This window comes from Micromonospora sp. 067-2, assembly GCF_046549295.1.
Taxonomy (GTDB): Bacteria; Actinomycetota; Actinomycetes; order Mycobacteriales; family Micromonosporaceae; genus Micromonospora.
Map to the genome: position 1 here is coordinate 309,363 of NZ_JAJPWB010000001.1, position 26,064 is coordinate 335,426.

The 26,064-nt window shown below is 72.4% G+C and carries 22 protein-coding genes, 1 pseudogene and 1 riboswitch; of the genes and pseudogenes, 12 read left to right on the forward strand and 11 right to left on the reverse strand.

Annotated features, from left to right (window positions below; translation table 11 throughout):
- Window positions 1-2 precede the first annotated feature (2 nt).
- The 4 genes and pseudogenes from ACLJN9_RS01430 to ACLJN9_RS01445 all read left to right on the forward strand — a co-directional run.
- Window positions 3-923: pseudogene (locus ACLJN9_RS01430) on the forward strand (alpha/beta hydrolase); the annotation flags it as partial.
- Window positions 909-2,012, forward strand: a complete 1,104-nt coding sequence (locus ACLJN9_RS01435; protein WP_410809518.1) for an alpha-hydroxy acid oxidase — start codon at window positions 909-911, stop codon at window positions 2,010-2,012. The pseudogene ACLJN9_RS01430 and the gene ACLJN9_RS01435, both read left to right, overlap by 15 nt.
- 3 nt (window positions 2,013-2,015) lie before the next feature.
- Complete coding sequence (locus tag ACLJN9_RS01440) at window positions 2,016-3,344, forward strand: PLP-dependent aminotransferase family protein (RefSeq protein ID WP_410809118.1); 1,329 nt, start codon at window positions 2,016-2,018, stop codon at window positions 3,342-3,344.
- Window positions 3,345-3,411: 67 nt separating this feature from the next.
- On the forward strand, window positions 3,412-3,672 hold the full coding sequence (locus ACLJN9_RS01445; RefSeq protein ID WP_410809119.1) for a hypothetical protein: 261 nt from the start codon (window positions 3,412-3,414) through the stop codon (window positions 3,670-3,672).
- Window positions 3,673-3,815: 143 nt separating this feature from the next.
- Here the strand turns inward: ACLJN9_RS01445 and ACLJN9_RS01450 are convergent, their stop codons facing one another.
- From ACLJN9_RS01450 to ACLJN9_RS01470, 5 genes are all read right to left on the reverse strand, one after another.
- On the reverse strand, window positions 3,816-5,252 hold the full coding sequence (locus ACLJN9_RS01450) for a glycine hydroxymethyltransferase (RefSeq protein ID WP_410809120.1): 1,437 nt from the start codon (window positions 5,250-5,252) through the stop codon (window positions 3,816-3,818).
- A 19-nt stretch (window positions 5,253-5,271) separates the two neighbouring features.
- Window positions 5,272-5,361: riboswitch (ZMP/ZTP riboswitch) on the reverse strand.
- Window positions 5,362-5,455: 94 nt separating this feature from the next.
- The gene (locus ACLJN9_RS01455; protein ID WP_410809121.1) at window positions 5,456-5,956 is read right to left on the reverse strand and encodes a hemerythrin domain-containing protein; all 501 of its coding nucleotides are present in this window, start codon (window positions 5,954-5,956) and stop codon (window positions 5,456-5,458) included.
- An 80-nt stretch (window positions 5,957-6,036) separates the two neighbouring features.
- Complete coding sequence (locus tag ACLJN9_RS01460; RefSeq protein ID WP_410809122.1) at window positions 6,037-6,906, reverse strand: NAD(P)H-hydrate dehydratase; 870 nt, start codon at window positions 6,904-6,906, stop codon at window positions 6,037-6,039.
- The gene (locus ACLJN9_RS01465; protein ID WP_410809123.1) at window positions 6,890-7,621 is read right to left on the reverse strand and encodes a histidine phosphatase family protein; all 732 of its coding nucleotides are present in this window, start codon (window positions 7,619-7,621) and stop codon (window positions 6,890-6,892) included. Before ACLJN9_RS01465 ends, ACLJN9_RS01460 begins: the two co-directional genes overlap by 17 nt.
- A 100-nt stretch (window positions 7,622-7,721) precedes the next feature.
- Window positions 7,722-8,990, reverse strand: coding sequence for a GNAT family N-acetyltransferase (locus tag ACLJN9_RS01470; RefSeq protein WP_410809124.1), 1,269 nt, complete (start codon window positions 8,988-8,990; stop codon window positions 7,722-7,724).
- Window positions 8,991-9,119: 129 nt separating this feature from the next.
- Here ACLJN9_RS01470 and ACLJN9_RS01475 point away from each other — a divergent pair, with 129 nt between their 5' ends.
- Together ACLJN9_RS01475 and ACLJN9_RS01480 are read left to right on the forward strand one after the other, a co-directional pair.
- Window positions 9,120-9,446 carry a hypothetical protein gene (locus tag ACLJN9_RS01475; RefSeq protein WP_410809125.1) on the forward strand — a complete coding sequence of 109 codons (327 nt, stop codon included), beginning with the start codon at window positions 9,120-9,122 and terminating at the stop codon, window positions 9,444-9,446.
- A gap of 89 nt (window positions 9,447-9,535) precedes the next feature.
- Complete coding sequence (locus ACLJN9_RS01480) at window positions 9,536-10,507, forward strand: DNA polymerase domain-containing protein (protein WP_410809126.1); 972 nt, start codon at window positions 9,536-9,538, stop codon at window positions 10,505-10,507.
- A 4-nt stretch (window positions 10,508-10,511) separates the two neighbouring features.
- On the opposite strand, the gene ACLJN9_RS01485 is transcribed toward ACLJN9_RS01480, so the two are convergent.
- On the reverse strand, window positions 10,512-12,668 hold the full coding sequence (locus ACLJN9_RS01485) for an acyltransferase family protein (RefSeq protein WP_410809127.1): 2,157 nt from the start codon (window positions 12,666-12,668) through the stop codon (window positions 10,512-10,514).
- Window positions 12,669-12,742: 74 nt separating this feature from the next.
- Window positions 12,743-13,249 carry an Lrp/AsnC family transcriptional regulator gene (locus tag ACLJN9_RS01490; protein WP_410809128.1) on the reverse strand — a complete coding sequence of 169 codons (507 nt, stop codon included), beginning with the start codon at window positions 13,247-13,249 and terminating at the stop codon, window positions 12,743-12,745.
- A 106-nt stretch (window positions 13,250-13,355) separates the two neighbouring features.
- On the opposite strand from ACLJN9_RS01490, the gene pdhA reads away from it, so the two are divergent.
- The 4 genes from pdhA to ACLJN9_RS01510 all read left to right on the forward strand — a co-directional run bounded on the left by pdhA (window position 13,356) and on the right by ACLJN9_RS01510 (window position 18,683).
- Window positions 13,356-14,522 carry a pyruvate dehydrogenase (acetyl-transferring) E1 component subunit alpha gene (gene pdhA, locus ACLJN9_RS01495; RefSeq protein WP_410809129.1) on the forward strand — a complete coding sequence of 389 codons (1,167 nt, stop codon included), beginning with the start codon at window positions 13,356-13,358 and terminating at the stop codon, window positions 14,520-14,522.
- Window positions 14,519-15,535, forward strand: a complete 1,017-nt coding sequence (locus ACLJN9_RS01500; protein WP_410809519.1) for an alpha-ketoacid dehydrogenase subunit beta — start codon at window positions 14,519-14,521, stop codon at window positions 15,533-15,535. The genes pdhA and ACLJN9_RS01500 overlap by 4 nt, the downstream gene beginning before the upstream one ends.
- A complete protein-coding gene (locus tag ACLJN9_RS01505) occupies window positions 15,532-16,890 on the forward strand; it encodes a dihydrolipoamide acetyltransferase family protein (RefSeq protein WP_410809130.1) in 1,359 nt (452 codons plus the stop codon). Before ACLJN9_RS01500 ends, ACLJN9_RS01505 begins: the two co-directional genes overlap by 4 nt.
- 113 nt (window positions 16,891-17,003) lie before the next feature.
- Window positions 17,004-18,683 carry a right-handed parallel beta-helix repeat-containing protein gene (locus ACLJN9_RS01510; protein WP_410809131.1) on the forward strand — a complete coding sequence of 560 codons (1,680 nt, stop codon included), beginning with the start codon at window positions 17,004-17,006 and terminating at the stop codon, window positions 18,681-18,683.
- A 55-nt stretch (window positions 18,684-18,738) separates the two neighbouring features.
- On the opposite strand, the gene ACLJN9_RS01515 is transcribed toward ACLJN9_RS01510, so the two are convergent.
- Both ACLJN9_RS01515 and ACLJN9_RS01520 read right to left on the reverse strand, forming a co-directional pair.
- Window positions 18,739-20,847: a PQQ-dependent sugar dehydrogenase gene (locus ACLJN9_RS01515; protein WP_410809132.1), complete on the reverse strand. Its 2,109-nt coding sequence runs from the start codon at window positions 20,845-20,847 to the stop codon at window positions 18,739-18,741.
- Window positions 20,848-20,872: 25 nt separating this feature from the next.
- Entirely contained in the window at window positions 20,873-21,829 is a 957-nt protein-coding gene (locus ACLJN9_RS01520; protein WP_410809133.1) for a sugar phosphate isomerase/epimerase family protein, read from the reverse strand.
- Window positions 21,830-22,405: 576 nt separating this feature from the next.
- Here ACLJN9_RS01520 and ACLJN9_RS01525 point away from each other — a divergent pair.
- Window positions 22,406-23,668, forward strand: coding sequence for an Ig-like domain-containing protein (locus ACLJN9_RS01525; protein ID WP_410809134.1), 1,263 nt, complete (start codon window positions 22,406-22,408; stop codon window positions 23,666-23,668).
- A 73-nt stretch (window positions 23,669-23,741) separates the two neighbouring features.
- Here ACLJN9_RS01525 and ACLJN9_RS01530 read toward each other — a convergent pair whose 3' ends face one another.
- On the reverse strand, window positions 23,742-24,761 hold the full coding sequence (locus tag ACLJN9_RS01530) for an SMP-30/gluconolactonase/LRE family protein (protein WP_410809135.1): 1,020 nt from the start codon (window positions 24,759-24,761) through the stop codon (window positions 23,742-23,744).
- A gap of 258 nt (window positions 24,762-25,019) precedes the next feature.
- On the opposite strand from ACLJN9_RS01530, the gene ACLJN9_RS01535 reads away from it, so the two are divergent.
- The gene (locus ACLJN9_RS01535) at window positions 25,020-25,400 is read left to right on the forward strand and encodes an STAS domain-containing protein (protein ID WP_410809136.1); all 381 of its coding nucleotides are present in this window, start codon (window positions 25,020-25,022) and stop codon (window positions 25,398-25,400) included.
- A 119-nt stretch (window positions 25,401-25,519) separates the two neighbouring features.
- Here the strand turns inward: ACLJN9_RS01535 and ACLJN9_RS01540 are convergent, their stop codons facing one another.
- On the reverse strand, window positions 25,520-25,912 hold the full coding sequence (locus ACLJN9_RS01540; RefSeq protein ID WP_410809137.1) for an FKBP-type peptidyl-prolyl cis-trans isomerase: 393 nt from the start codon (window positions 25,910-25,912) through the stop codon (window positions 25,520-25,522).
- Window positions 25,913-26,064 lie beyond the last annotated feature (152 nt).

Below are 26,064 nucleotides of genomic sequence, written 5' to 3' on the forward strand. Positions count from 1 at the left end.
GCATGGCCCTGCACCCGGAGGTGGAGGCGTATCGTGCGGCCCGCGCCTCGGCCGGCACACCACCGCTGTACGCGCAGACCCTGTCCGAGGCGCGCGCCGCGGACCTGGCCGCGATCCGCGCCGGCGGCGGCGTGGTCGAGCAGGTCCACGAGGTACGCGACGAGCTAATCCCCGGTCCCGCCGGGACGCTGTCACTGCGGGTGTACCGGCCGGGTGGTCCAGGACCGCTGCCCACCCTCCTGTACCTCTTCGGCGGCGGGTGGACGCTCGGCAGCATCGACACCGCCGACGGGATCTGCCGGCGGCTGGCCAACGCGGTGCCCTGTCAGGTGGTCACGGTCGGCTACCGGCTGGCGCCGGAGCACCCGTTTCCGGCCGCCGTGCACGACTGCCACGCGGCCGCCCAGTGGATCGCCCGCAACGCCGACCGGTTGGGCGTCGACCCCGACCGGCTGGCCGTGGGCGGGGACAGCGCCGGCGGCAACCTGGCCGCAGCCGTCACCCTGCTCTGCCGCGCGGGTGGGCCTCGGCTCGCCGCGCAGCTGCTGGTCTATCCGAACACCGACCAGAGCGGCGAACCGCCGGGCACCGTCGACGACGATCCGGCACTGTTCAACCGCCGATCGGTGGCCTGGTACCGGGAGCACTACCTGGTCGACCCGGCGCACTCCCGGGACCCGCTCGCCTCCCCGCTGCTCGCCGACGACCTGTCGGGCCTGCCGCCGGCGCTGGTGGTCACCGCCGAGCTGGACCCGCTGCGCGCCGAGGGACAGCGCTACGCCGAGCGGCTGAGCGCCGCCGGCGTGCCGACCCGGCTGGAGGACTATCCGGGGATGATTCACGGCTTCTTCGCCATGCCCGGCGCGTTCACCGACGGCCAGCGGGCGCAGCAGAGCGCCGCGGCGTTCCTGCGGGAGCGGTTCGGGCTCGCCCCGCCGGCGGTGTCCCTGGCCGACTACGCCGAGCGGGCCCGCGCGGCGCTCCCGGGCGACGTGTGGGACTACGTGGCTGGCGGCAGCGGCGCCGAGGTGACCCTGGCCGCCAACCGGTCCGCGCTCGACCGGGTCGCGGTGCTGCCCCGGATGCTGCGCGCGGTGGACACCGTCGACCTCGGCGCCCGGCTGCTCGGCCGCCCGTACGCCATGCCGGTCGGGGTGGCGCCGATGGCGTACCAGCGGCTGGTCCACCCGGGCGGGGAGCTGGCGCTCGCGGCGGCGGCCGGCGCGGCCGGGGTGCCCTATCTGGCGAGCACGCTGAGCAGCACACCGATCGAGCAGGTCGCCACCGCGGGCGCGGAGGTCTGGTTCCAGCTCTACTGGCTGCGCGAGCGTGCCCTGGTCCGCGACCTGCTGGACCGGGTCGTCGCGGCGGGTTGCCGGGCGCTGGTGGTGACCGTGGACGTCCCGGTGCTCGGCCGGCGCCCCCGGGACCTGCGCAACGCGTTCCGGCTGCCCGACGACGTGGTCGCCGCGAACCTGCCCGCCGGCCGTGACGCCCTGGCCCACGCCGGCGCGCCGGGGGTGTCCGCGATCGCCGCGCACACCAACGAGTCGTTCGCCCCGGCGCTGCGCTGGGCGGACCTGGCCTGGCTGCGCGAACACGTCGACCTGCCACTGGTGGTCAAGGGCATCCTGGACCCCCGCGACGCGGTCGAGGCGGTGCGGACCGGGGCGGACGCCGTGGTCGTCTCCAACCACGGCGGCCGGCAGCTGGACGGGGCGCCGCCCAGCGTCACCATGCTGCCGGAGGTCGTCGACGCGGTCGGTGACCGATGCCAGGTGCTGCTGGACAGCGGCATCCGCAGCGGCACCGACGTGCTGCGGGCACTCGCGTTGGGCGCCGCGGGCGTGCTGGTCGGTCGGCCGCTGCTCTGGGCCCTCGCGGCCGGCGGCCAGCCCGCCGCGAGCGACGCCCTGGCGCTGCTCGCCGCCGAGCTGCGGGACGCGTTGACGCTGGCCGGCTGTCCCGACCCGGCCGGCGCGCGGGATCTGCGCACGATGACACTCGGCTGAACGGTGACTCCCGTCGAACCGGTCGACCTGACCGTCGCCGACCTGCACCCTGCGCTGGGTGACCCGGCGCTGACCTCGATGAACTTCCTCAACGAGGTGTCCGAGCGCTACCCGGCGGCGGTGTCGTTGGCGGCCGGCCGGCCGTACGAGGAGTTCTTCGACCTGGCGGCGGTGCACCGGCACCTGGAGACGTTCCACCGGCACCTCGTCGACGACCTGGGTCACCGCCCCGAGCAGGCCCGCCGGCTGCTTCTGCAGTACGGCCGGACCAAGGGCATCATCCACCACCTGATCGCGCGCAACCTGGCGGTCGACGAGGGCGTCACCGTCGACCCGGAGTCGATCGTGGTGACCGTCGGCTGCCAGGAGGCGATGTTCCTGGTGCTGCGGGCGTTGCGGGCCGGGCCCGAGGACGTGCTGCTCGCGGTCGCCCCGACCTACGTGGGGTTGACCGGCGCGGCCCGACTGGTGGATCTGCCGGTGTGGCCGGTCGCCGCCGGGCCGTCCGGGGTCGACCTGGCCGATCTGCGGGCCCAGGTGCGCCGAGCCCGGGCGGCGGGGCGTCGGCCGCGCGCCTGCTACCTGATGCCGGACTTCGCCAACCCGTCCGGGTTGAGCATCTCCCCGGCCGACCGGCGGCGACTGTTGGCGCTGGCCTCCGAGGAGGATCTGCTGCTGCTGGAGGACAACCCGTACGGGCTGTTCCACCTCGACGGCGGCCCACGCCCACCCACCCTGAAGGCGTTGGACACCGACCGGCGGGTGGTCTACCTCGGCTCGTTCGCCAAGACCGTCCTGCCCGGTGCACGGGTCGGCTACGTGGTCGCCGACCAGCGGGTGGCCGGAGTGGACGGACGGGTGGGCCCCCTCGCCGACCAGCTCGCCATGATCAAGAGCATGGTCACGCTGAACACCTCACCCATCGCGCAGGCGGTGATCGGCGGCCGGCTGCTGGAGCACGGGTGCAGTCTGGTGCCCGCCAACACCCGGGAGCGGGCCGCGTACGCCCGCAACCTGCGCCACCTGGTGGCCGGGCTCGCCCGACGGTTCCCGGACCGGTCGGCGGTGCGCTGGACCGTACCCGCCGGTGGGTTCTTCGTGGTGGTGACCGTGCCGTTCGACGTCGACGACGCGCTGCTGGCGCGGTCGGCGCGGGACTTCGGGGTGCTCTGGACGCCGATGGCGCACTTCTACGACGACACCGTCCCGGTGTGCGCCCTACGGCTGTCGGTCAGCGCGGTCACGCCGGAGCAGATCGACCTGGGCCTGGACCGGCTGGCCGCCCTGATCACCGACGAGATCGCCCGCCGGACGCCCAGCCAGGTACGTTGACACACCGCGTTCACCGGATGGCAATGCGCGACGACCCGGCCGCGGCCGTCCTGGATGGATGGTCATAATGGGCCGCATGGTTGCCTGGGAGTACGCCTTGCTCGTCCGCCGTTATCAGGGGCAGGGCCGAAATTTCCACGTCTCGTTCATCTGGTACGGCCCGGACGGGTCGCGCAACGACATCACCCCCTACGGTGACACCGCCATCGCGCACCTCAACCGGGCCGGCCGTGAGGGTTGGGAGCTGGTCTCCGCCGCCGAGGACGTGAACAACGTCCAAGGCAGCACGGAAGTCCACCGCTACCACCTCAAACGCCCCCTGCCCTAACCCCCCACCCCCGCCGCTGCCCCGCCGCGCCCCCCGCCCCCTCTGCTCGTCGATCTAGGGAAGATCACCGCTGGTTGATCTCTATCCACAGTGGTCTGCCCTAGATCGGCGCGGCGGGAGAGGGCGGCGCGGCGGGAGGGCGGTCAGGTGAGGTCGATGGCGGGGTAGAGGGGGTGCGGGGCCAGCAGGTCGGTGGCCTGGCGGGCGATCTTGTCGGCCAGGGCCGGGTCGAGCACGTACTTGGCCTTGGACGCGGTGCCGTCGGCGTTGGCGCCGGCCGTGGTGTGGGCGAGCACGGTGTGGATCAGCTCCGCGGTCTGGTCCATCTCGGCGGTGCCCAGGCCGCGGGTGGTCAGCGCCGGCGTGCCGACCCGGATGCCGGACGTGTACCACGCGCCGTTGGGGTCCTGCGGGACCGAGTTGCGGTTGGTGACGATGCCCGAGTCCAGCAGGGCCTGCTCGGCCTGCCGGCCGGTGAGCCCGTAGCCCGACACGTCGATCAGCACCAGGTGATTGTCGGTGCCGCCGGTGACCAGCTTCGCGCCCCGGCTCACCAGCCCCTCGGCGAGGGCCTGCGCGTTGGTCACGATCCGGGACGCGTAGTCGGCGAAGTCGGGGCGGCGTGCCTCGGCCAGTGCGACCGCCTTGGCGGCCATCACGTGCGGCAGTGGACCACCGAGAACCATGGGACAACCGCGGTCGACCTGGTCGGCCAGCTCCGGCTGGCACAGCACCATGCCGCCGCGCGGACCGCGCAACGACTTGTGCGTGGTGGTGGTGACGATGTGCGCGTGCGGCACCGGGTCGAAGTCGCCGGTGAAGACCTTGCCCGCCACCAGGCCGGCGAAGTGCGCCATGTCGACCATGAAGGTGGCGCCGACCGAGTCGGCGATCTCCCGCAGGATCCGGAAGTTCACCTTCCGGGGGTACGCCGAGTAGCCACCGACCAGGATCAGCGGCTTGAACTCCCGGGCCGCCTCGGCCACCCGGTCGTAGTCGATCAGACCGGTCGCGGGATCGGTGCCGTAGCTGCGCTGGTCGAACATCTTGCCGGAGATGTTCGGCCGGAAGCCGTGGGTGAGGTGGCCGCCAGCGTCCAGCGACATGCCGAGCATCCGCTGGTTGCCCAGCTCGCGACGCAGCGTGAACCAGTCGGCCTCGGTGAGGTCGTTGACCTGCCGGACCTGTGCCTTCTTCAGCGCCGGGGACTCGACCCGGTCGGCCAGAACGGCCCAGAACGCGACCAGGTTGGCGTCGATACCCGAGTGCGGCTGCACGTACGCGTGCGCGGCGCCGAACAGCTCCCGGGCGTGCTCGGCGGCGAGGGCCTCGACGGTGTCGACGTTCTGGCAGCCGGCGTAGAAGCGGCGCCCGACGGTGCCCTCGGCGTACTTGTCGCTGAACCAGTTGCCCATCGCCAACAGGGTCGCCGGGGAGGCGTAGTTCTCGCTGGCGATGAGCTTGAGGGACTCCCGCTGATCGGTCAGCTCGGCGCCGATGGCGTCGGCCACCCGCGGCTCGACGGCCCGGATCACCTCGAGGGCACTCCGGAATGCGGTGGACTCGGCGTTGCGCGACATGCGACCTCCTACAGACGTGCGGGAAGGCCCAGGCGCTCGGCAAACGTCCTCGTGACGGGGCCGCTTCCCGATGGTTCTCCATCCCCACGCGCCAGTAACGGCCCGAAGAGATCCTACCGGGTCGGCGCTGAGCGGCCGGGCCGACCTCCGCATTGACGAGGGCCCGGCGCGGTGCGCCGGGCCCTTCGTCGTACGCGGACGGCTCAGGCCGTCACGGCGTCGACCGCCTTCTTGATCGCCTTCGGCTCGCTGGGGCTACGCGGCGCGTCCGGGCGCAGCGCGATCATCCGCTCGCCGATCTCCTGGAGTTGCTTGCGGCCGAGCCCCTCGCGCACCTTGGGGAACCACTCCTGCTCCTCCTCCTCGACGTGGTGCTCGACGTTCTCGATCAGCACCGTCGTCTTGGCGTTGAAGTGCTCGTGGTCGGCCTTCATGGCGGCCAGCTCGGCGCAGAGCACGTCGACGACGTGGTGCTCCTCGTACGACTCGAGGATGTCGTCCTCCAGGTCGGGCAGGAGCCGGCGGACCTCCGGGTACATCACCTCGTTCTCCAGGTAGGTGTGCACGGTCAGGGCCTCCACGATCTGGCCCACCAGCTTCTGTCGCTGGCTCGCCGGCCCCTCCTCGGCATCCTGGAAGGCCTTGAACAGGCGGCGCATTTCCTTGTGGTCCTCTTTGAGCAGAACGATGGCATCGGTGGACACCGCACGACCTCCCTGGATCTCGTCTGGTTCTGGTTCCGGTACCCTCGCGGTGAGCTGCGGAAACAGAATGCGTCCCCGGGTCAGACGGTGGCCAGCGTGCGGGGTATCTCATCGAGCAGCTCGCGGGCCAGGAAGCCGATCCGGCCGTACCGGGGGATCAGCCGCTGACCACTGACCGCGTGCGCGAACGACCCCCAGCAGGCGGCCTGCGCCGGCTCCGCGCCCCGGGACAGCAGCCCGGCCAGCAGCCCGGCGAGCACGTCGCCGCTGCCGGAGGTGCCCAGCCCGGCGTCGCCGCTCTCCTCCCGCCACCCCCGCCCGTCCGGGGCGGCCACGTGCCCGTAGAGCGAGACGACCGCCTCGTACCGGGTGGCCAGCTCGGCCGCCTCGGCGTCCAGGTCGTCGCCGGGCTCGCGCCCGAGCAGGTGCTCGGCCTCCGTGACGTTGGGGGTGAGCACCACGGGCCGGCCCGAGCCGGCCAGCAGCCCCGGCTCGTGGCTGAGCGCACCGAGGGCGTACGCGTCGAGCACCAGCGCGGTGTCCGGCCGGGCCGCGTCCAGGACCAGGCGCAGCAGGCGGTTGGTCTCGTCGATCGCCTTCAGCCCGGGGCCGAGCGCCACCACGTCCGCCGTGGCGACCAACTCGCCGAGCTGGCCGGCCCGGTCGGCGGCGACCGCGCCGTCCGACGTCTCCGGCAGCCCGACCACCAGTGCCTCGGGCACCTGGATGCTCAGCGTGGCGGCGGTGGACTCGGCGGCGGCGAGCTGGAGGACCCCGGCGCCGGCGCGCAGTGCGGCCACCCCGGCGAGCAGCACCGCCCCCGGGGTGAAGCGGGAGCCGCCGACCACCAGCACGGTGCCCCGGCTCTCCTTGCCTCCGGCCGGCACCGGCAGCGCCCAGTTCCGCAGCAGCCCCGGCGTGATCACCTGCACCTCAGACCGGCTCGGCATGGATCTCGTCCTCCCTGGTCGACTCGGCGCCCTGCTGGTGCAGGTGGCCGACCTCGTTGAAGCCGCCCAACGTGAGCCGGCCCTGCCCGTCGTCGGACCAGTCGGTGATCGAACAGTTGGCGATCACATGTCCTCGGGTCAGCTCCATCAACTCCGACTCGGTCATCCCCTCGATCAGATAACGAAGCAGGAAGACCAGCGCGTCGTGACCGAAGAGCAGCACCCGCTGGCCCGCGTGGTCCCGGCGCAGGTCGCCGAGGAGGGTACGGAGTCGCAACGCCACGTCGGTCCAGGACTCCCCGCCCGGCGGCCGGTAGTAGAACTTGCCCAGCCGGTCCCGGCGCTCGGCCTCGTCCGGAAACCGTCGCCGCACCCCGTGCCCGGTCAGGCCGTCGAGGATGCCCAACTCCCGGTCGCGCAGCCGCTCGTCCCGGCTCACCGGAACCCCCGTGTCGTGCAGCGCCAGCTCGGACGTGCAGACCGCCCGCAGGTACGGCGACACGACCGCGACGTCCGGTCGACGCTCGGGGGGCAGCCCGGCCAGCCAGCGGCCGGTGGCCCTGGCCTGCTCCTCGCCGGTAGGGGAGAGCGGCACGTCCGCGTCCCGGGGGGTGAGCCCGATGAGTTCCTCGCCCGACGTCTCGGCCCGGGTCGCCGCCACGTTCGCGGTGCTCTCCCCGTGCCGGATGATCCAGAGCGTCGCCAGTTCCGCCATGCGGCACCCCTACCCGGCGCGGCTGCCCGGTAACCGCGCCGCCGGCGTACCTCACCCGGGAGCCGGTCGTCGACCGACTCCCGCCCGGGCGTACCTGCGCCTAGCGGCGGCTCTGCCAGGGGCGCAGCCCCACCTGCGGTGCTGCCTCGTCCTGCCGGCGGAACAGGTACGCGAACGACCGGGCGGCCAGCGCCAGCACCACCGACGCCGTCCACACCCAGGGGATCACCGCCGCGGATTGACGGACCGCGACGACGCCCAGCACCGGCGCAGCGGCAACCAACAGGGACAGGACGGTGGTGCTGGCGCTCTGCCGGAACCGCGCCGAGATGGAGAACGTCGACCGGTCGTAGACGAGGAGGGTGGCGCCGAAGAGGACCGCCGCGGCCAGGGCCACGCCCACCGACGGGGTGAGCTTCGCGAACGTCACCGGTAGCGCGATGAGGAAGGGGAACACGCCGCCGAACTCCGACAGCACGTTGCCCCACTTGGTGTACCGGCCGAAGGCGTTGGTGCGCAGCCGGGCCAGCTCGCCGGAGGTGTTGGCATAGATGATCAGCGACGCGGTGGTGGCCAGCGCCGCGCACATCAGCAGCACCCGGACCCCGTCGGGATAGGCCTGGGACGCGAACGACAGGCCGAGCACGAACGCGATCGCCGCCAGGATGCCGCTGGAGAACGCGATCCCGGCGGCGCTTTCGCTCGACTGCAGGGCGGCGAAGTCGTCCGTCTCGAACCGGGAGAGTTCGAAGGCGGGCCCGGCGGGCAGGACCACCAGCCCGGTGACGACGTGCCGCTCCCCGGCCAGCATCGTGGTCACCTGCGCCGAGGCGGCCGTCGGGATGAGGTAGCGCTCGTCCGCGTCGACGTACTCCACCCGCGACTTGTGTTGGCAGTAGAAGCGGTCGCGGCCCGGGCCGAAGTAGTCCGGCACGACGGTGCGGACCACGAACCCCCGCGAGAGCAGCAAGCCGAGCATGGCCAGGTTCTCCGGGCTGGTCACCGTGGAGATCGATGGGGCGGGCTGCGGTCCGACCATTCCGGCCCGGGCCAGGAAGTCGTCGAGCAGCGTGGCACCCACCCCAGCGCGCCGGTGGTCCGGGTGCACCCCCAGGCCGCTGAGGTAGAGGTGGTGCGCGGTGGGCAGCTCGTACTGGAGGAAGCCGACGATCCGCGTGCCGACCCGGACCACCCGGACGTGCCCGGCCCGGACGCCGTTCTCGATCTCACTCGGCGCCGCCGGCTCGTGGGCGGGGTCGTCCGGCGGGAAGCAGAGCGCGTCGAGGGCCAGCAGGGCGGGGACGTCGTCGACGGAGGCGTCGTCCATCAGCGCGGCCGGTGCCGCGCCGGATTTCCTCTGCTGCTGCACCCCGTCATCCTGCCGGTGCCCGTCAAGCCGGGCGGACCGGTCCGGTTCGGGACAGCGCCCGATGAGGTCGATGGGGAACAATGTCCGTCCGGGGCGGCCGGTACGCCCCGGACGGAGGGTGGCTTCGAGATGACGGTCGTGCGGGGTCTGCGGGAGGCGCTCGTGCTGTTCGTGATCGCCGCTGTTCTGGTCGCGGTCGCGGCAGCGGTCTGGGTGGCGGTGGCCGGCGGCGACTTCATCGGCCGGCTGGGGATCGCGCTGATGGTGGTGGGCGCGCTCCTCGGGGTGACCGGTGACCTGACGATGAGCCGGATCGGCATGATGGGCCCGAGTGCCACCTTCGGTCTCGCGCCCGAGCGCGAGGAGGCCGGCGGCGGGCGGGTGCTCACCGGGGTCGGCATCTTCCTCTTCGTCGGGCTGCCGCTGATCCTGGTCGGTGTCCTGCTGATCTCCTGAGTCGACGGCCCGGCGCACTCGGCCCGCCGCGCCGCGCTGGTTCCGCGCCGAGGCCGCCCGCCGGCCCGCGTTCGTCGTACCCTCGGGGCGTGGCGACGGCGGCGCAGGAGATCCAGGTCGGTGAGCGGGTGGTCCGCGTCTCCAGCCCCGACAAGCCCTACTTTCCCGAGCGCGGGCTGACCAAGCTGGACGTGGTCCACTACTTCCTGGCGGTGGGTGACGGCGTCCTGCGCGGGCTGCGGGACCGGCCCACGATGCTGGAACGCTGGCCGCGCGGCGTCTTCGAGGGGGCGACCATCGCCACCCGGCAGACCAACCGGGGCGACGCGTTCTACCAGAAGCGGCTGCCGGCGGGCGCGCCCGAGTGGGTGCGTACGGCGCACATCACCTTTCCGAGCGGCCGCACCGCCGACGAGGTCGCCCCGAGTGAGCTGGCGGTGGTGATCTGGGCGGCCAACCTGGGCACCCTGCGCTTCCACCCGTGGCCGGTCAGCGCCTCCGACGTGGAGCGCCCCGACCAGCTGCGCATCGATCTCGACCCGATGCCCGGCGTCGGGTTCGAGCAGGTGGTGCCGGTCGCCCGGGAGGTGCGGGCGTTCCTGGCCGAGCTGGGCATGACCGGTTACCCGAAGACCACCGGCGGCCGAGGGCTGCACGTCTACCTGTCGATCGAGCCTCGCTGGAGTTTCGGTGAGTGTCGTCGGGCGGTGCTCGCACTGGGCCGGGAGATGCAACGCCGGCTGCCGGAGCTGGTCACCACCACCTGGTGGCGCGAGCAGCGGGACAGGCCGGTCTTCGTGGACTACAACCAGATGTCCCGGGACCACACGATGGCCTCGGCGTACTCGATCCGGCCGACGCCCCGCGCGCTGGTGTCGGCCCCACTGGACTGGGCGGAGCTGGACGACGCCCGACCGGAGGACTTCGACGTGCTGTCCGTGCCGGCCCGGTTCGCCGAGCGCGGCGATCCGCACGCCGGCCTGGACGGCGACCGGCACTCGCTGGAGCCGCTGCTCGAGCTGGCCGACCGGGAGGGCCTGGAGGCCCCGCCGGTCCGGTGACAGGTCAGAGCTTGGCGATCACGGGCTTGAGCGCCGCGCCCAGTTGAGGTGCGAGGGTGGCCGAGTACGTGGCGGTCAGGTGGTGGGCGTCGCGCCAGACGAGGACGCCACCGATGACCGGCGCGCAGCGGTCCGCGGGGCAGATCCAGTCGTTCAGGTCGATCAGACGGACGCCGGCGAGGCCCTTCGCTGCCTCTTCCTGGGCGGGACCGCCGCCGGAACGGAGGGCATCGGCCCGGGGCGTCGCGCACCTGGTCAGCCGGTTCGGGTTCTGGGAGACGCACTCGGCGACGTCCTTCTGGTTGAGCGGCGTGTCCCGCAGCACCACCACCGGCAGCTTCTCCGCGATCATGCTGCTCCACGTCCCGCGCAACTCGCGGGCCATCGCGGACTGCCACCTCGACTGCGGCTCACCACGGACCGGATACAGGGCGTGGGTGGTGATCAGGATGTCGGGGCGGTCCTCGCCGAGCAGAGCCTGCCGGACCTTCCTGTTCCACTCGGTGCAGGACGAGTAGGGCCGGCCATCCTGGGTGATCTCAGCTGTCAGAAAGGGGCAGCCGGACTTCGTGTAGGTGACGAGGCGCCAGCCGTTCGTCTCCGCCGCCTTCCGCAGGGCGGGAATCCAGTGGTCGGCGTGCGAGTCGCCGACGAGCGCGATCGTGGTGGTCGCATCCTCCTTTCCGTGCAGGCATGCCTTGGGGGTCGAGGAGACCGCGTCCAGATGGCAGCTCGCGTTCTGTAGCCACGCGTCCTGCTTCGCCGACATCGGGTTGGGGGTGATCGAGGCGACCTGGTCGACGGGCACTCCGGCGCTGCTGGTGCGGGGGGAGGAGCCGAGAGCCGCGGCACCCGGCGCAGCCGCCGGTGCCGACGGCGCCGCCTGCGTGGTGGCTCCGGGCACCTGGCCCATGATCACCGACGTCGGAGCCGGTCCGGCCGTCGACGGGATGGCCAGTTGGAACGCCAGGCCGGCCAGTGCGGCGACACCGGTGCACAGGGCCCCGACCCGCAGGGCGGCGGGTGGCTCGTCGGCGAGGGTCCGTGAGCGGCGGACCGGGTTCTCGATGACGTGGTGGGTGAGCGCGGCGGGGACCGCCGAGGCGGCCAGGACGGCGAGGGCGGTGCCGACGCTGAGGTCACCGAAGTGCGCCTGTGCGGCGATGAGCAGCGGCCAGTGCCACAGGTACAGCGAGTACGAGATCCCACCGATGTAGAGCAGCGGTTGGCGGCCCAGCAGGAGCGCGGGCCCGGCGCGGCCGGCCGCCCGGCCGAAGGCGATCACCGCGGCCGTGCCGAGGGTGGGGCCGAGCGCGGCGTACCCCGGAAAGCCGGCCTCCGTGCTGATCAGGACCGCCGATGCGCCGACGACGACCAGTCCGGCCCAGGCCAGGGGTACGGCCACCAGGCGCGACGACCGGCTCAGCCAGGTCGCGGAAACGGCGACGGCGCCGCCGAGGGCCAACTCCCACATCCTCGTGGTGGTCACGTAGTACGCCGACGGATCAGTCGGCGAGACGTGCAGCGCCCAGGCGAACGAGGGGATCGCGATCAACGCCAGCCCCGACAGGTAGAGGCCACGGTGCCCTCGTCGGCGTCGGCGGGCGATCCAACCGAGCGCGATCAGCAACAGTGGCCAGACCAGGTAGAACTGCTCCTCGACCGCGAGGGACCAGAAGTGCTGGGCGATGCTCGGCGCGTCGTTGGCGGCGACGTAGTCGAGGGACTGGCCAGCCATGCGCCAGTTCATCGCGTAGCACGCGCTGGCGATGACGTCCCAGGCGGTCGAGGACCAGCGGCCGCGCGGCAGGAGGAAGTAGGTCAGCACCAGGGTCGCGACGAGGACCGTCGCGGCGGCGGGAAGGAGGCGCTTCGCCCGTCGGGCGTAGAAATGCGTGAGGGAGAGGCGCCCTCGTTGATCCAGTTCTTCGAGCAGCAGGCCGGTGATGAGGAAGCCGGAGATCACGAAGAACACGTCCACGCCGACGAAGCCACCGGGCAGGTGGGGCACCCCGGCGTGGCCGAGGAGCACCAGCAGCACGGCGAAGGCCCGCATGCCTTCGATGTCGCCGCGGAAGGACCGCGAGCCGGCCGAGGTCGGCTTGGGCGGTGTCGGCGCGGCGGCTCTGGCCTGTGTCCACAAATCGCTAGATATCACCACGTCGGGGATAGTACGGGCGTCTTGTGGGGGGCAGATCTATATTGGGATATCTGTCAGCGTCTTCGTGTCTTGGCTCACTGCCAGGGGCTCTGTTTTCCGTCGTACTCCTCGAAGACCAGCCAGGACCGCGTGGAGAGCACCCCGGCAATGTGCTGCACCCGGTCCAGCACCACGTCCCGCAGGGTCGCGTTGTCCGGTGCCCGGACCAGGGCCAGCACGTCGTGCTCGCCGCTGAGCAGTGCGACGTGCTCGACGTAGCGGACGCGGGCCAGCTCGGCCGACACCTCCCGCCAGGTGTTCTGTTCGATCGTCAACGCGATGTAGGCCGAGGTGCCCAGGCCGGCCGCCTCGGGTGCCACCCGGGCCTGGAATCCGGTGATCACGCCCTCGCGCACCAGCCGCTCCACCCGGGCGTACGCATTGGTGCGGGAGATGTGGATCCGCTCGGCCAGGGTGCGCACCGAGGTCCGCCCGTCGCGGACCAACTCGTCGAGGATCCGCCGATCCACCTCGTCCAGGTGCCGAACCGAACGTCCCGATCCGGTGGTCCGGCCCGACCCGTCTCCGGTCTCCTGGCTCACCGATGCACCGTCCGCATGCCAACCGTCCCGCCTTCTGCGTGGATCTTGAGTCAATCATCCGACAGGCGGAAGCATAGGCCCACCACACGTCCCAGGAGGTTCCGCCGTGACGACCACTCCCCAGGCGGTCCGCAGGGCATCCCCGCGCACCCGTCGGACGGCCACCCCGCCCGACCCGGCGCGCCCGCTGCTGCCCGACGCCGAGCCGGTCCGCCTGCTCGACCCCAGCGGCACGGCGCTACCAGCCCGCACCGACTACCCCGAGCCACCCGCCGAGGTGCTGCGCGAGCTGTACCGCCGGATGGTGCTCGGCCGCCGGTTCGACACCCAGGCGACCGCGCTGACCAAGCAGGGCCGGCTGGCCGTCTACCCGTCCTCGCGGGGTCAGGAGGCCTGCCAGGTCGGTGCCGTCCTCGCCGTTCGCGACACCGACTGGGTCTTCCCCACCTACCGCGAGTCGATGGCGCTGGTTGCCCGGGGCATCGACCCGGTCGAGGTGCTCACCCTGCTACGCGGCGACTGGCACTGCGGCTACGACCCGGCGGCGGTGCGGACCGCGCCGCAGTGCACCCCCCTCGCGACCCAGTGCGTGCACGCCGCCGGGTTGGCCTACGGCGAGGCGTACCAGGGACGCGACACCGTGGCGCTGGCCTTCATCGGCGACGGCGCGACCAGCGAGGGCGACTTCCACGAGGGGATCAACTTCGCCGCCGTGTTCAAGTCGCCGGTCGTCTTCTTCGTGCAGAACAACCGGTACGCCATCAGCGTCCCGCTGTCCCGGCAGACCGCCGCGCCGTCGCTGGCCTACAAGGGCGTCGGCTACGGCGTGCCCAGCGAGCAGGTCGACGGCAACGACCCGGTGGCGGTACTCGCCGTCCTCACCCGCGCGGTGGAACACGCCCGCGCCGGCAACGGGCCGTTCCTGGTCGAGGCGCACACCTACCGGATGGAGCCGCACACCAACGCCGACGACGCCAGCCGCTACCGCGACGGCGCCGAGGTCGACGCCTGGCGCGACCGTGACCCGCTCACCCGGCTGGAGACGTACCTGCGGGCCCGCGGGGTGCTCGACGACGCGGCGGTCGCCGAGGTCGCCGAGCAGGCCGAGGCGTACGCGGCGGACCTGCGGACCCGGATGAACATCCAGCCCACCGTCGACCCGCTCAGCCTGTTCGACCACGTCTACGCCGAACCCACCCCGCAACTGGTCGAGCAGCGCGAGCAGGTCCGCGCCGAACTGGCCGCCGCCCGCGACGAGGAGGGGAACGCCTGATGGCCACCACCATGGCGAAGGCGCTCAACACCGCGCTCGCCGACGCGCTGGCCGCCGACGACCGGGTGGTCGTCTTCGGCGAGGACGTCGGCCAGCTCGGCGGCGTCTTCCGGATCACCGACGGCCTGCAGGCGCGGTTCGGCGAGAAGCGCTGCTTCGACACCCCCCTGGCCGAGGCCGGCATCGTCGGTTTCGCGGTCGGCCTGGCCATGTCCGGCCTGCGGCCGGTGGTCGAGATGCAGTTCGACGCGTTCGCGTACCCGGCGTTCGAGCAGATCGCCTCGCACGTGGCGAAGCTGCGAAACCGCACCCGGGGCAAGCTCAGCGTGCCGATCGTCATCCGGGTGCCGTATGCCGGTGGCATCGGCGGGGTGGAGCACCACTGCGACTCGTCCGAGGCGTACTACGCGCACACCCCCGGGCTGAAGGTGGTCACCCCGGCGACGGTCGACGACGCGTACTCGCTGCTGCGCGAGGCGATCGACGACCCGGACCCGGTGGTCTTCATGGAGCCGAAGAAGCTCTACTTCGCCAGCGCGGAGGCGGAGCTGCCGGCACGCACCGAGCCGTTCGGCCGGGCTGTCGTCCGGCGTCCCGGCCGCGACGCCACCCTGGTGGCGTACGGGCCGGCGGTGCCCGTCGCGCTGGAGGCCGCCGAGGCCGCCCGCGAGGAGGGCTGGGACCTGGAGGTGGTGGACGTCCGCACGATCGTGCCGTTCGACGACGCCACCATCACCGCCTCGGTCCGGCGCACCGGCCGGTGCGTGGTGATCCAGGAGGCGCAGGGCTTCGCCGGCGTCGGCGCGGAGATCGCCGCCCGGGTGCAGGAGCGCTGCTTCCACGCCCTGCACGCCCCCGTGCTGCGCGTGGCCGGGCTGGACATCCCTTACCCGGCGCCGATGCTGGAGCACACCCACCTGCCCGGCGTGGACCGGGTGCTCGACGCGGTGGCCCGGTTGCAGTGGGACGACCAGCCCGACCCGCGCTGGGTGACCCAGGGCAGCGCGGCATGACCACGGTCGAGCGGACGCAGGTCTTCCTCCTGCCCGACCTGGGCGAAGGGCTGAGCGAGGCCGAGATCGTCGAGTGGCGGGTCGCCGTGGGTGACGTGGTCACGGTCGACCAGAGCGTGGTCGAGGTGGAGACCGCCAAGGCGGTCGTCGACGTGCCCTGCCCGTACGCCGGCCGGGTCGTCACCCTGCACGGCGCGGCGGGTGAGGTGCGCCCGGTGGGCCAGCCGTTGATCACCATCGCGCCGCTGGACGGTGGTGACGAGCCGGCTGGGCACGCCACCTACCGCGAGGAGGAGCGGGCCGGCTCCGGCAACGTGCTGATCGGGTACGGCACCGGGCACGGCGGCGCGACCCGGCGGCGGCGCCGACCCCGACTCACGTTGGCCCCGGAGCCCGCCGACGCCGCACCGGACGGCGTGGCCGGCGCCCTCAGTCCGGCGGACGTTGCAGGCCCGGGTGGCGTTCGGGGCCCGGCCCCCCGGGTGATCTCGCCGATCGTCCGGCGGCTGGCCCGCGAGCGCGGCGTGGACCTGACAGTGCTTCGCGGCACCGGACCCGGCGGCGTGATCCGCCGCGCGGACGTGGAGGCGGCACTTGCCGTGCCCGCCACGCGGCTCGCCGCCGTGCCGGAACCGCACGTCGCGTTGGCCCCGGGCGGCGACGGCGACGTGATCGTTGCGCTCACCGGCATCCGCAAGGTGATCGCCGACAAGCTCTCCCGCAGCCGGCGGGAGATTCCCGAGGTGACCATCTGGGTCGACGTCGACGCCACCGGGCTGCTGGAGACCAGGGCCGCCATCAACACGGCGACGCCGCACGCGCCGGTGAGCATCCTGGCGCTGCTGGCCCGGATCTGCCTCAGCGGGCTGCGCCGCTTCCCGCAGCTCAACGCGCGGGTCGACACCGAGGGGCAGCGGATCATCCAGTCCGCCGGGGTGCACCTGGGTATCGCCGCGCAGACCGACCGGGGCCTGCTGGTGCCGGTGCTGCGCGACGCCCAGCGGCTCACCACCGCCGAGCTTGCCGCCGAGCTGGCAACCACGACCGCGGCGGCGCGGGCGGGCACACTGGCGCCGGCCCGGCTGACCGGCGGCACCTTCACCCTGAACAACTACGGCGTGTTCGGCGTCGACGGCTCGACGCCGATCATCAACCACCCGGAGGCGGCGCTGCTCGGGGTCGGTCGGATCGTGGACAAGCCGTGGGTGCTCGACGGGCAGCTCGCCGTCCGCAAGGTGACCCAGCTGAGCCTCACCTTCGACCATCGGGTCTGCGACGGCGGGGTGGCCGGTGGATTCCTGCGTCACGTCGCCGACTGTGTGGAGCGGCCCGCGCTGCTGATCGCCAACACCTGACCCCCGGCGTACCCCCGGCCCCGGCGTCGCGCACGCCGGGGCCGTCCGGGTTTCGGGGAACAGGCACCGGGAAGTCGGCGACGCGAGGTCCGTCGCGTCGAAGGGAGCCGGCCGTGCAGGACCATTCCTCGTCGAGCGCGGTGCGGGAACGGCGCCCCGCCTCCGCCGGCGCACCCCTGTACTGCAACGCGCTGGAGTACGGGCTGTGCGGCGACGGCGCGACCAACGACCAGCCGGCGCTGGCCGCCCTGGTGGACCGGCTCGGCAGCGGTTACGTCGCGGACGGGCGGGCCCGGGTCATCTACTGCCCGCCGGGCATCTACTCGATCCGTGACGCCGGCACGGTCTGGCGCAGTGGGGTGTCCCTGATCGGTGCCGGGCCGGCGGCCACCCGGTTCCTGCTCAGCAACGAGGGCAACCGGTCCGACCCGACGCCGCTGGCCTTCTGGACCACGGTGCAGCACGGCGCCAGCACCGAACGGCACATCGCCGACTGCACCTTCGCCGACTTCGAGATCGACGGCGCGGGTGTGGCGATGGCCGAGTACAGCTACCTGGCCAAGGGCCTCGGTCTGCAGTACGTGGTGCGGGGCACCTTCCGCAACCTCTTCATCCACCACACCGCCGCCACCGGCCTGGGCTGTGACTTCCTGCAGGACAGCATCATCGACGGTGTGGTGGTGGTCGGCTGCGGTCGGCTCGACAACGGTGAGCAGATCGGGGGCGCCGGGATCGGCGTGGGCATCGGAGGGTGGGGCGCGACGGAGCGGCTCGTCATCGCCAACTGCACCACCCTGGGCAACGGCACCAACGGCATCTTCCTCGAACTGCAGAAGGACTACTGGGCGCCGCCGCGTGGCTACCGGATCATCGGCTGCCACAGCCAGGGCAACCGCTTCGGCATCTCCGACTGGGGTGCGGACGGGCTGATCGTCAGCGCCTGCACGATAACCGGCAACCTCGACAGCGGCTTCGACGTCTCCGCCATGGGCACCTCGGGCGTGGCCGGCCGGGGCGGGCTGCTCACCGACTGCGTGGTCGACGGCAACCTGCGCGACGGGGTGAGCCTGGGCAACACGCCAGGTCCGTACACCGTGCGCGGCAACCGGATCAGCGGCAACGGCCGGCACGGCTACCACGGGCACGACCTCGGGCACGGCTACGACGGTCCGGTCCGGGACGTGGTGATCGAGGGCAACGAGTTCTGGGGCAACGGGCTGGACGCCATCCGGTTCGACCGCTGGATGGTGGACGCGACGGTGCTGCACAACCGGATCCGCAACAACGGGCGGCAGCGCGCGGACGCGGCCACCGGCGCTGGCGAGACCGTGCGCTACGGCGACCGCTCCCTGGTGGACCGCTCGGCGAACTGGCAGCACGACGGCCATCGGGGCAAGGTCCTGCGGGTGGGGCGGTCGGTGGCACTCGTCGCCGCCAACACCGGCGACGAGCTGACCCTCGCACCGGTACGCCCCGACGCCATCAGCGCGTGGAGCGGAGACGTCCCGCCGCCCGGCAGCCCGTACGAGCTGGACGCGGCCCCGGACCGCCGGGCCGGGATCACCGTGAATGCGCCGTTGGACTCGGCCACCCTGCGGGGCAACCGGATCTGGGACAACCACGAGCACCGGACCCAGACGCACGGGTTGTGGATCACCGATCGGGGTAGCTGCGTGGGCTGTCGGGTGGAGGAGAACGACCTGGCCGGCAACGCCGACGCCGGAATGCGGCTCGACACCCCGCCTGTCGGTGGACGCTGGAGCCGTAACCACGACGAGGGTGACTGGGGCTGAGGACGCCGACGGCGGCGGCCCGGTGCCCCGGACCGCCGCCGCGTTCGACGGGTGGTCAGCCGGCCAGACCGGCCACCGGGGTCGGGTCCAGCACCACCGTGGCGGTGCCGGACTGTGCCGGTACGCCCGGCTCGGTCGGCGCGTCGGTGTACTCCGCGACGAAGACCGCGGTGAGGTTGTCCGCGCCGCTGTGCCCACCGTCCACGAACGTGGTGATCGTTCCGGAGCACCCGGTCGCCGTGGAGAGCGGGTGCCCGTGCTCGTCGTGCCCGAGCACGTAGGTCACCTTCACCCGGGAGCAGTCCACCGGCAGGTCGTCGGTGACCTGCACCTGGTACGCGACCGTCTGCCCGAACTGGAAGGGCTGCCCGGCCACCGGGGCGACGAACTGGACGATCGGCGCGCGCGGCCCCACCAGCAGCGGCAGAGTGGCCGCGGCGGACCGTCCGGTGCGGTCGGTCACCTTCAGCGTCGGGGTGTACGACCCGTTCTTCTGGAAGGTCCAGGTCGGGTTCGCGTCGGTGCTGTCCACCGAACCGTCCGCGTCGAAGTCCCATGCGTAGCGCAGCGCGTCACCGTCCGGGTCGGTGGTGCCGGCGCTGGAGAACGCCACGGTCAGTGGCGCCTGCCCGGCGGTCGGGTTGGCGCTGACCTTCGGGACGGGTGTCCGGTTGCCCCGGACGAAGTCGATCCGGGACAGCTGCGCGTCCGGGTTCTCGGCGAAGTAGCCGTCGCCGTATTCCAGCACGTAGAGCGCGCCGTCCGGGCCGAACTCCATGTCCATCGGGTTGTCCACCACCGTCGACGGCACCACCGGCCGGATGTCGCGCACGTCGCCGTCGGAGTCGAGGCGGAACTCCTTGATGTAGTCCCGGGTCCACTCGTAGAACAACGGCACCCCGTCGTAGTAGGCGGGCCACCTGGTCCGTGAGGTGCTCGTCCCGTCGTAGTCGTACGCCGGGCCGCCCATCGGCCCGATTCCACCGGTGCCCAACTGCGGGAACTCGCCGGAGGCGGCGGACGGGTACCAGACCTGCGGCTGCTCGACCGGCGGCAGTCGACGTTTGCCGGTGTTGCGGGGTGAGTCGTTGACCGGGCGCGTGCAGTTGAACGTCTTGCCGGACGCACCGGTGGCGAAGTCGTAGTCGCGGTAGGCGATGTCCGGCGTCACGCAGTACGGCCAGCCGTAGTTCGCCGGCTTGTCGATCAGCATCCACCGGCCGTGGCCGGCCGGGCCGCGCTCCGGGTTCGGGTTGGAGGCGTCCGGGGAGTAGTCGGCCAGGTAGACGTTGTCGGTGCGCCGGTCGACGGCGAACCGGAACGCGTTGCGCAGCCCCATCGCGTAGATCTCGGGGCGCGTCTGCGCGGTGCCCGGCTTGAACAGGTTGCCGGCCGGCACCTGGTAGCCGCCGCCGGGTTGCACCCGGATGCGCAGCAGCTTGCCGCGCAGGTCGTTGGTGTTGGCCGACGTGCGTTGGGCGTCGAACGCCGGGTGTCGGTTGGCCCGCTCGTCGATCGGGATGTAGCCGTCGGAGAAGAACGGGTTGGAGTCGTCGCCGGTGGACAGGTACAGGTTGCCCTTGCTGTCGAAGTCGATCTGACCGCCGACGTGGCAGCAGATGCCCCGGTCGGTGGGCACGTCGATGATCTGCTGCTCGGTGCTGAGGTTGAGCCTCATCCCGTCGAGCTTGAACCGGGACAGCCGCAGGGCACCGCGGAACCGCTGCCAGTCCGCCTCGGTGCCGACCAGGGGCGCGTCCCCCTCGTTGACGGCGGGGGTGGCCGGGTCGTCCACAGGCGTGTTCAGCGGCGGCGAGTAGTAGAGGTAGACCCACTTGTTCGTCGCGAAGTTCGGGTCGATGGCGACCCCCTGCAGCCCCTCCTCGTCGTGCTCGTACACCGGGATGTCGGCGGCCAGGGTGTTGAGCCCGGTTCGTGGGTCGTGGATGCGGACCTCACCGGTGCGGGAGGTGTGCAGCACGCGCAGGTCGGGCAGGACGGCGAGGCTCATCGGCTCACCGGGGAAGTCGTTCAGCGTCACCTTCTGGAAGCTGCTGTCCGGTGGCGCGGCCGCCGGCGCCGGCGCGGCGGTCGCCGCCGCCGGTGGCACGGCCAGGCCTGCGGTCACCAGCAGCAGGGCGGACACGAATGCGGTCCTGTTCATCAGGTCGTCCCCCGAGGATTGGTGGTCAGTACCGGAGTGAGGCGAGGTAGTCGAAGCCGACCCTTGCGGTGTCCAGGGCATCGGCGGGGGCGCGCGGCGGGGTGCCCGCGTCGTCGCGTTCCACGATGTACTCCTCGATGCCCGCTTCCCGCTCGTGGGCGAAGATCCGGCCGAAGTCGATGACGCCGGTCCCGAGGTCGGCGAAGCCGCCCTCCACGTCGAGGTCCTTGACGTGCACCTGACGGATCCGGCCGCGGTGGGCTCGAATCACGTCGACCGGGTCGTGTGCGCCCCGCCAGCTCCAGTACAGGTCGAGTTCGAAGTGGACCAGCCGTGGGTCGGTCTGCCCCGCGAGGATGTCGAAGCCGGTCGAGCCACCGGTCAACGGCACGAACTCCAGCTGGTGGTTGTGGTAGCCGAAGTCCAGCCCGGCGCGTTCGGCCAGCCGGCCGGCCTGGTTGAGGTCCCGCGCCAGGGCCCGGTAGACGGCGGGGTCGCGGATCGGTCGCCCGGCGGCGTCCCGACCGAAGTACGGGTGGACGATCTTCTTGGAGCCCACCACGTTCGCGTCGGCGAGGGCGCGTTCCCAGGTGGCGGCGTTGAACGGCTGCGGAATCCCGGTGTGCCCGGAGGTGGCCCGCAGCCCGGCCGCGTCCAGCGCGGCCCGGAACCCGGCGGCGGTACGCCCGACGAAGCCGGCGTGCTCCACCCGTCGGTAGCCGATCCGGCGCAGCGCGTCCAGGGTGCCGGGCAGGTCGGCGGCGAGCTGGTCGCGCAGCGTGTAGAGCTGGATGCTGATCCGGTCCACCGGTACCCGGCGACGGCCGTGGGAGTGCCCGGCCGACGCGGCGGCTGCGGGGCTGGCGAGCAGGCTCGCGGCGCCGAGTGCGGCGGCGGAAGCGGTCGCGGCGCGGAGCACGCCGCGCCGGCTGACCGGCCCGGATTCTGGTAGCGGTTCCGATGGCGTCAGCTGTGGATCCATGGTGGTGGTCCCTTCCTGACGGCGGGAGCGCCGTCGGCTGAGGTCGACCGGTTGCCGCCTCCGGACGCGCCGAACCGGCCGGATGGGGGATCCGGCGGGACGATGACGGACGGCGCGTGGGGTGCGGCCCGGACCTGTCGGGAGCGGAGACGCGGCCACCCGGCGGGGCGGCGGCAAGCTGATCGACGAATGGGCAACTTTCTATCTAGATCGCGACCCTACCCTTACCTCCGGACGAAGGCAAAGCTCGGCCGCGATCACCAGAAGTTTCGCCTCGGCCGACAAAAGTGGACCCGGAGTGCTTCCCCTGTCGAAGCCAGAACCGCACAAAGGCCGCTAAACGTGCTAGATCCACGTTGCGGAGGTCGGACGGGACGGTGCGGCCGGGCAGGTCGAGGTCGGCCGGACTGGCGTGTGACGCGCAGGACGGGCTCGTTCCGCCTTTGCTCGACCAGGCGGCGCACCATCGGAGAATGCACCGATAAATGCGCCGCAGATTATTTCCGAATCGGATGGGCACCCCGGTCGAGGCGGCAAGAATGGGGCCGAGGGACGTCGAAAATGGGGGGACTGAACATGACGTTGAGGCGGCGAGTGACGCTGTTGGCGGTAACCATCGCGGCCGCACCGCTGGTTCTGGGCGGATGCACCGCCGACCGGGGCCCGGCGTCGGGCAAGGCGCACGCCGCTGCGCCGGAACTCACCGTGACGCCGGGGGACAAGGCCCGGGAGGTGCCGGTCAGCGCGGAGGTGGGCACAGCGGTCAAGGGCGGGCGGATCACCGCCGTCCGGCTCACCGACGACAAGGGCAAGCAGGTCAAGGCAGAGCCGCGCGAGGATGGCTCGGGCTGGGTGCCGAGCACGCCACTGCAGGCGAAGCGGACCTACACCGTCGAGGTGACCGCGACCGGCGACTCCGGTGCCACGGCGAGTCGCACCACCACGTTCACCACCATGGCGACATCCACCAAACCGCAGATCACCAGCACCCTGTATTTCAGCGGTAACCAGACGTACGGCACGGCAATGCCGGTAACCGTCGCGTTCGACCCGGGCATTCCCAAAGAGGCCAGGGCCGACGTCCAACGCCGGTTGTTCGTGAAGACGAATCCGCCTCAGCCCGGTGCCTGGTCGTGGCTGGATGATGGCAGTCAGGTCTATTACCGGGCGCCCGACTTCTGGCGTCCGGGGACCACGATCAGCGTTCGGGCTGGCCTGGAGGGACTGCCGATCGGCAAGGACCGGGTCGGCGACGAAGACCGGACCGCCACCTCGACGATCGGCAAACAGGTCGCGCTGGAGATCGACAACGACACCAAGCAGATGACCGTGCTGCGCGACGGCAAACAGATCCGCCGGATCCCGGTCAGCCTGGGCAAGTCGAGCACGCCCTCCTCGAGCGGCAAGATGGTGATCATGGAGAAGCACGAGCGGACCACCTTCGACACCCGGGGTGAGCCCAACGGCGGCTACGTGGTCGACGTCGACGACGCCCAGCGACTCACCTGGGGTGGCGAGTTCATCCACTCCGCTCCCTGGTCCGAGGGCGACCAGGGAAGCACCAACGTCTCGCACGGGTGCACCAACGTCGCCGCCACCGCGGCGGAGTGGTTGATGGGCGTGACCCAGGTCGGTGACCTGGTCACCGTGAAGGGCACCGAGGTGCAGTTGCAGGCGGGCAACGGCTGGACGGCCTGGAACGTCAGCTGGGACGAGTTCGCCCGGGGCAGCGCCCTGCCGGTGCCGCCCGGGCTGCGGCCCGCACCGGTCGCCCCGGCGCACCCGGGCGCGGTGGCCGGAGGGTCGCCCGCACCGGCACCCTCGGTCAGCGGTCGCTGAGACGAGACTCCGGGGCCGGCCCTCTCAGGATCGAGGGGCCGGCCCCGGAGCCGTATGCCGAGGGCCCGGCCTCTCAGTCCAGCGGCACCCGGGCCACTCCGGGCCCGATCAGGCTGCCCAACCAGAGCTGGTCGCCGTGCTGGCGTACCCCGGTGATCATCCAGTAGTGCCCGGCCGGGCCGTGCAGCGTACGGCGGAGGACACCTCCCGTGCCGTCGACCAGCGCCACCAGCCCGTAACGCTGGGGCTGCGGCTGCATCGCGTCGGGCAGCAACGCGGCGAGCTGGCGCAGGCGGGGATGCGGCAGGAGCCGCTCGGCGATCGGGACCCGGGGACTGGGTAGGGCGATCCAGTACGTACCGTCGCCCACCGCCGAGGGATTGTCCGGATACGCGGGCAGGTCGGCGAGCACCCGCACCCCGCCGCCCAACTCGACCCGGAGCAGCCGGTGGGTGGTGGTCTCCACCAGCATCAACGCCGACTCGTCCGGGGTCAGCGCGATCCCGTTGGGAAAGTACAGGCCCTCGGTCACCACCTCGGTGCGCCCGCTGCCCGGGTGATGGGCCAGCACCCGGCCGTTCGGGCGGTGCTCCAGCAGGTCCCGCTTCCAGTGCGACACCGGAAACCGGTCGGAGGAGTCGGTGAAGTAGATGGTGCCGTCGCGGGCCACGGTCGCGTTGTTGGCCAGGTGCACCGGGGGCGTCGTCCCGGTCAGCTCGCGTACGACGCCGTCGGGCGTGACGCGCAGCAGTCCGCGGTAGGCGTCACAGACCACCAGCGACTCGCCGGAGGGGTCCACCTCGATGCCGAGCGGTCGGCCGCCGGTCTCCGCCAGGAGCCGGGGTCGGGTGCCCGCCGGCGCGTCGACCGGCCACCACCACAGCCGGCCATCCTCGTCGCCGCTGATCACCCGCCCGGTCGGGTCGACAAGCACGTCCTCGGGCCCGACGGCGCCGTCGGGCAACGGCAGGAGGTCGACGTCGTCGAGCCGGCGGTCGGTGGCGGCCCACGCTCCGGTGAGCGGGGGTGGAACGGTGGCCGCCTCGCGGACGGGCCGGATGAGCCGGGGCGGTCGTGGCCGGGGGATCAGCATCGTCGCATTCTCCAACGCCGATGCCGCCAGGTCGATGCGTCGCCGCGGCGCGGCGGCCGCCGGTCAGACAGCGCCGGCCTCGCGGCGGTCGGTCGGGCTCGCGCCGGGCGGGTGGGTTACCGGAGGCGGGACCGAGGAGCACACCATGGCCGGCCACCCTCAGGGGGATCCCGACGTCCTCGGGGTTGACCCTGGGCGTACCCGGAATCACGTCCTCGAGGGGCGGAACTGTCGGGGGTGAGGGCTAGATTCGTCGGTATGGAAGAGCACAGCGATCGGTTGGACGTGCAGGTCAGCGTGGGTGACCAGGTGGTCCGGGTGCGGGTGACCGGCGAGGTCGACATCGCCACGGTGGCCGCGTTCCGGTCCGCGCTGTGGTCCGCGCCGGCCCGTCCGGTTCTGCGCCTCGAGCTGTCCGAGTTGCGGTTGCTCTCCGCCGCCGGGGTGCGTGCCCTGCTCGCCGCGCACCTGCGCGTCCGCGCCCGGGGCGGCGAGCTGGTCCTGGTCGATCCCACCCCGGTGGTGGCCCGGGTGCTGCGCGCCACCGGGCTGCACCGGGTGATGCCGGTGCTGGAGCCGAGCCGGGTGGTCGAGGCCGCCCGGCTTCCCACGACTCCGGATCTGGCGCTGGCCGCCTGACGACCGTCGCGGCGCCCACCTGACCCGGGCACCGCGCACCCGCGCATGTCGGCCGCCCGTGCCTCAGGCCCGGTGGTGGTGGGGCCGCCGGCGTCGACCGGCGGCCCCCCGAGGTTCAGTCAGCGCACGTCGAGCAGGTCGACGACGAAGACCAGCGTCTCGCCGGGCTTGATCACGCCGCCCGCGCCGCGGTCGCCGTACCCCAGGTGCGGCGGGATGGTGAGGCGGCGGCGGCCGCCCACGCGCATGCCGACCACGCCCTGGTCCCAGCCGGCGATGACCTGGCCGCCGCCGAGCGGGAACTCGAACGCCTCGCCGCGGTTCCAGGACGAGTCGAACTCGCCGCCGGTGGAGTGCGACACGCCCACGTAGTGCACGCTGGCCAGTTGGCCCGGCTGGGCCTGCGGGCCCTCGCCCACGGTGACGTCCTCGATCACGAGGTCGGCCGGCGGCGCACCCTCGATCGGACCCACCTCGGGCTTGCCGGATCGGGCGCCTGCTGCCTGGTTCATGCGGGGATCTCCTGCCGTGTCGGGTGATGTGTCCGGTCACCGTCGATCCTGCCGGATCGCACCCCACCGATGTGCGGCGGACCCGCCGCCCGGCGCGGACGCCGACTTACCGGGAGCGCCGACGCCGGTCAGGGCGCTCGCCTAGGCTCGGG